This is a genomic window from Mycolicibacterium arseniciresistens (assembly GCF_030519285.1).
GTDB classification, from domain to species: Bacteria; Actinomycetota; Actinomycetes; order Mycobacteriales; family Mycobacteriaceae; genus Mycobacterium; species Mycobacterium arseniciresistens.
In genome coordinates, this window is record NZ_JAUMSQ010000155.1 from 1 (window position 1) to 4,391 (window position 4,391).

Here is a 4,391-nt window from a genome sequence, read left to right on the forward strand (position 1 = left end):
GCCGCTGCGGCAGGCCCCGACGGCGCCGAGGTCGCGATTCCCGGTGGGCCGTCCGGCGTGGCCGGCCCCGGCGGGGTGAGCGGGTGCGTTGCCCCGAACATCTGCGGCACCATCCCGGCCGGCTGACACAAGCCAGCGATTCGGCGCGGAACCCACACACAGGGTGGGTTTCCGCGCCGAACTGCGTTCAGGCCGAGCGACCGCGCTCCTGCCGGTAGCGCCGCACGAGGGCGTCGGTGGAACCGTCGGACAGCGCCTCGGGGGACGCGTCGGCGGTGATCACCGGCAGCAGCGCCTTGGCCTGGGTCTTGCCCAGTTCCACGCCCCACTGGTCGAACGAGTCGATGCCCCACACCACGCCCTCGGTGAACACCTGGTGCTCGTAGAGCGCGATGAGCTGCCCCACCACCGACGGGGTCAGCTTCGTCGCGAGGATCGACGTCGTCGGCCGATTGCCGGGCATCACCTTGTGCGGCACCACGTCAGCCGGGGTGCCTTCCGCGGCGATCTCGTCGGCGGTCTTGCCGAACGCCAGCACCTGCGTCTGGGCGAAGAAGTTGCTCATCAACAAGTCGTGCATGCTGCCGTCGCCGTCAGCGGTGGGCAGATCGTCGGTGGGCTGGCTGAATCCGATGAAATCGGCGGGCACCAGACGGGTGCCCTGATGCAACAGCTGATAGAACGCGTGCTGGCCGTTGGTTCCCGGCTCGCCCCAGAAGATCTCCCCGGTGTCGGTGGTGACGGGTGTGCCGTCCGCCCGCACCGACTTGCCGTTCGACTCCATGGTCAGCTGCTGCAGGTACGCCGCGAACCGGGACAGGTCGTTGGCGTAGGGCAGCACCGCTCGCGACTGTGCGCCGAAGAAGTCGGAGTACCAGAGCCCGATCAGGCCGAGCAGCACCGGCGCGTTGGACTCCAGCGGCGTGTACTTGAAGTGCTCGTCGATCAGGTGGAAGCCGGCGAGGAAGTCGGCGAAGCGTTCCCTTCCGATCGCCGCCATCACGCTCAGGCCGATCGCGCTGTCGACGGAGTACCGGCCACCGACCCAGTCCCAGAAACCGAACATGTTGTCGGTGTTGATGCCGAAGTCGTCGACCAGCTTCTTGTTGGTCGACACCGCGACGAAGTGCTTGGACACCGCCGCGTCGCCGAGCGTGTCGGTGAGCCAGCGCCGCGCGGCGGTCGCGTTGGTCAGCGTCTCCAGCGTCGAGAACGTCTTCGACGCGACGATGAAAAGCGTTGTGGCGGGGTCGAGTCCGTCGAGCTTGGCGACGAGGTCGGCGGGGTCCACGTTGGACACGAAGCGCGCGGAGATCCCGGCGTCGGCGTAGTGCCGCAGCGCGTCGTACACCATCACCGGACCGAGGTCGGACCCGCCGATGCCGATGTTGACCACCGTCGTGATGCGCTCACCGGTGGCACCCGTCCACTCCCCGCTGCGCAGCCGGTCGGTGAAATCGCCCATCCGGTCGAGCACGTCGTGGACGTCGTGGACGATGTTCTGCCCGTCGACCTCCAGCTCGACACCGCGGGGCAGCCGCAGCGCGGTGTGCAGCACGGCCCGGTCCTCGGAGGTGTTGATGTGCAGCCCCGAGTACATCGCGTCGCGGCGCTGTTCCAGGCGGGCGGCGCGGGCCAGGTCGAGCAGGAGCCTGAGTGTCTCGCGGGTGACGCGGTGCTTGCTGTAGTCGATGTAGAGATCGCCGACCTTCAGCGTCAGTTCGGTGCCGCGGGCCGGGTCGTCGGCGAACAGCTCGCGCAGGTGCAGGCCACCGATCTCGTCGTGGTGGCGCTGCAGCGCCTGCCACGCGGGAGTCGCGGAGATGTCGGGAATGGTGGTGTCGGCACTCATGTTTCCGACCCTAGTGCGGGCGCGGGATCAAAGGTGTAAATGATGGATGTATGGACACCACCGCGCTGCTGAAGTCAGTACCCACCGGGCTGTGGATCGGCGGTGAGGAGCGCACGACGTCGTCGACGTTCAACGTGCTGGATCCCAGCGACGATCAGGTGATCGCCACGGTGTCCGACGCGGGAGCCGAGGACGCCGTCGCCGCACTGGACGCCGCGTGCGCGGTGCAGGCCGACTGGGCCGCGACCGCACCGCGCAAGCGCGGCGAGATCCTGCGGTCGGTGTTCGAGGCGATCACCGAGCAGGCCGACGACATCGCCGCGCTGATGACGCTCGAGATGGGCAAGGTGTTCGCCGAGAGCAAGGGCGAGGTGACCTACGGCGGCGAGTTCTTCCGGTGGTTCGCCGAGGAGGCGGTGCGCATCGGCGGCCGCTACACCCCGAGCCCGGCAGGCACCGGTCGCATCATCGTCACCAAGCAGGCCGTCGGGCCGTGTTACGCGATCACTCCGTGGAACTTCCCGCTGGCGATGGGCACCCGCAAGATGGGTCCGGCGTTCGCCGCGGGCTGCACGATGATCGTCAAGCCGGCGCAGGAGACGCCGCTGACGATGCTCTACCTGGCCAAGCTGATGGACGAGGCCGGGCTGCCCAAGGGCGTGCTGTCGGTGCTGCCGACGAGCAGCCCCGGCCCGGTCACCGAAGCGCTGATCGACGACGGCCGGCTGCGCAAGCTGACGTTCACCGGGTCGACGGGCGTCGGCAAGTCGCTGGTGAAGCAGTCGGCCGACAAGCTGCTGCGCACGTCGATGGAACTCGGCGGCAACGCACCGTTCGTGGTGTTCGACGACGCCGACATCGACGCCGCGGTCGACGGCGCGATCCTGGCCAAGATGCGCAACGGCGGCGAGGCGTGCACGGCCGCCAACCGCTTCCACGTCGCCAACTCGGTGCGCCAGGAGTTCACCGAGAAGCTGGTCAAGCGGATGAGCGAGTTCATCCTCGGCAAGGGCCTCGACGAGTCGGCGACACTCGGCCCGCTGATCAACTCCAAGCAGCTGTCGAAGGTCACCGAGCTGGTGTCCGATGCGGTCTCGCGCGGCGCGACGGTCGCCGTCGGTGGCGTCGCCCCCGGCGGGCCCGGCAACTTCTATCCGGCGACAGTGCTGGCCGACGTGCCCGCTGACGCGCGGATCCTCAAGGAGGAGGTGTTCGGTCCGGTCGCTCCCATCACGGGCTTCGACACCGAGGAGGAGGGCATCGCCGCCGCCAACGACACCGAATACGGGTTGGCCGCCTACATCTACACCCGCTCGCTGGACCGGGCGCTGCGCGTCGCCGAGGGCATCGAATCGGGGATGGTCGGCGTCAACCGCGGAGTGATCTCCGACGCCGCGGCCCCGTTCGGCGGCATCAAGGAATCCGGCTTCGGCCGCGAGGGCGGCACCGAGGGCATCGAGGAGTACCTCGACACGAAGTACATTGCGCTAACGCGTTAGCGCGGGCGGACATCGCGCTGTGACCAAGTAGGTCGCTGTGATCAAGTAGGTCGCGAACGCGCCGCCGCGCCTTCACGATCGGAGCCGCGGCGGCCCATAGACTTCCATGCTCGGGGCTCGACATGGGAGGGCATGGCATGACTGCGGCGCCGGTCCGCGTCGGCGGCCGACGCCGATGGGTCGCCCCCGCAGCCGAACCCCCGCGTCGCGGCCCGGCCAAGGGTCGTGACATCCCCGCCCTCGACGGTCTGCGCGCGGTCGCGGTGGCGCTGGTACTGGCCCAGCACGGGGGACTGCCGGGGGTGCCCGGCGGCTTCCTCGGCGTCGACGTGTTCTTCGTCCTCAGCGGATTCCTGATCACCTCGCTGCTGCTCGACGAGCTCGGCCGCACCGGCCGCATCGGGCTGCGCGACTTCTGGATCCGCCGGGCCCGCCGGCTGCTGCCCGCGCTGCTGGTGGTGGTGGCCGCCGTACTCCTGGTGCGCGACCTGTTCCCACCCGACGCGGTGACCGCGCTGCGCGACGACGCCGTCGCGACATTCTTCTGGGCTGCCAACTGGGCGTTCGTCGCCCAGCGCACCGACTACTTCGCGCAGGGCAGTCCGCCGTCGCCGCTGCAGCACATGTGGTCCCTCGGGGTCGAGGAGCAGTTCTACCTCGTCTGGCCGGTGCTGCTGCTCCTCGTCATCGGGGTGCTGGGCGTGCGGCGGCGGGTGCCGATCCTGCGGACGGTGCGCTGGACGGTGTTCGCGCTCGCGACCGCAGGCGCCGCGGCATCGGCCGCCGCGGCGGTCTTGCTGACGTCGGACGACACGGCCAACCGGGTGTACTTCGGCACCGACACCCGGGTGCAGGCGCTGCTGCTCGGAGCGGCCGCCGCGGCCCTGCTGGTGCGCGACTGGTCGACCGTCACGATGGGCACGCCGATCCGCTCGCGGTGGGGACGCGTGCTGGCGCGGGTGCTCTCGCTGGTGGGCCTGGCCGGTGTCGCGGTGCTCGCCCACCACGCCACCGGCAGCCCCGCCGAGTACCGGGCCGGG

At 69.8% G+C, this 4,391-nt stretch carries 3 protein-coding genes; 2 read left to right on the forward strand and 1 reads right to left on the reverse strand.

The window, feature by feature from the left end; genetic code table 11:
* Positions 1 to 187 precede the first annotated feature (187 nt).
* Positions 188 to 1,852: a glucose-6-phosphate isomerase gene (gene pgi, locus Q2100_RS18845; RefSeq protein ID WP_302915278.1), complete on the reverse strand. Its 1,665-nt coding sequence runs from the start codon at positions 1,850 to 1,852 to the stop codon at positions 188 to 190.
* 50 nt (positions 1,853 to 1,902) lie between these two features.
* On the opposite strand from pgi, the gene Q2100_RS18850 reads away from it, so the two are divergent.
* Complete coding sequence (locus Q2100_RS18850; protein WP_302915279.1) at positions 1,903 to 3,351, forward strand: NAD-dependent succinate-semialdehyde dehydrogenase; 1,449 nt, start codon at positions 1,903 to 1,905, stop codon at positions 3,349 to 3,351.
* A 137-nt stretch (positions 3,352 to 3,488) separates the two neighbouring features.
* Positions 3,489 to 4,391 (forward strand): acyltransferase family protein (locus Q2100_RS18855; RefSeq protein ID WP_302915280.1); only part of this gene is annotated, 903 nt, incomplete at its 3' end.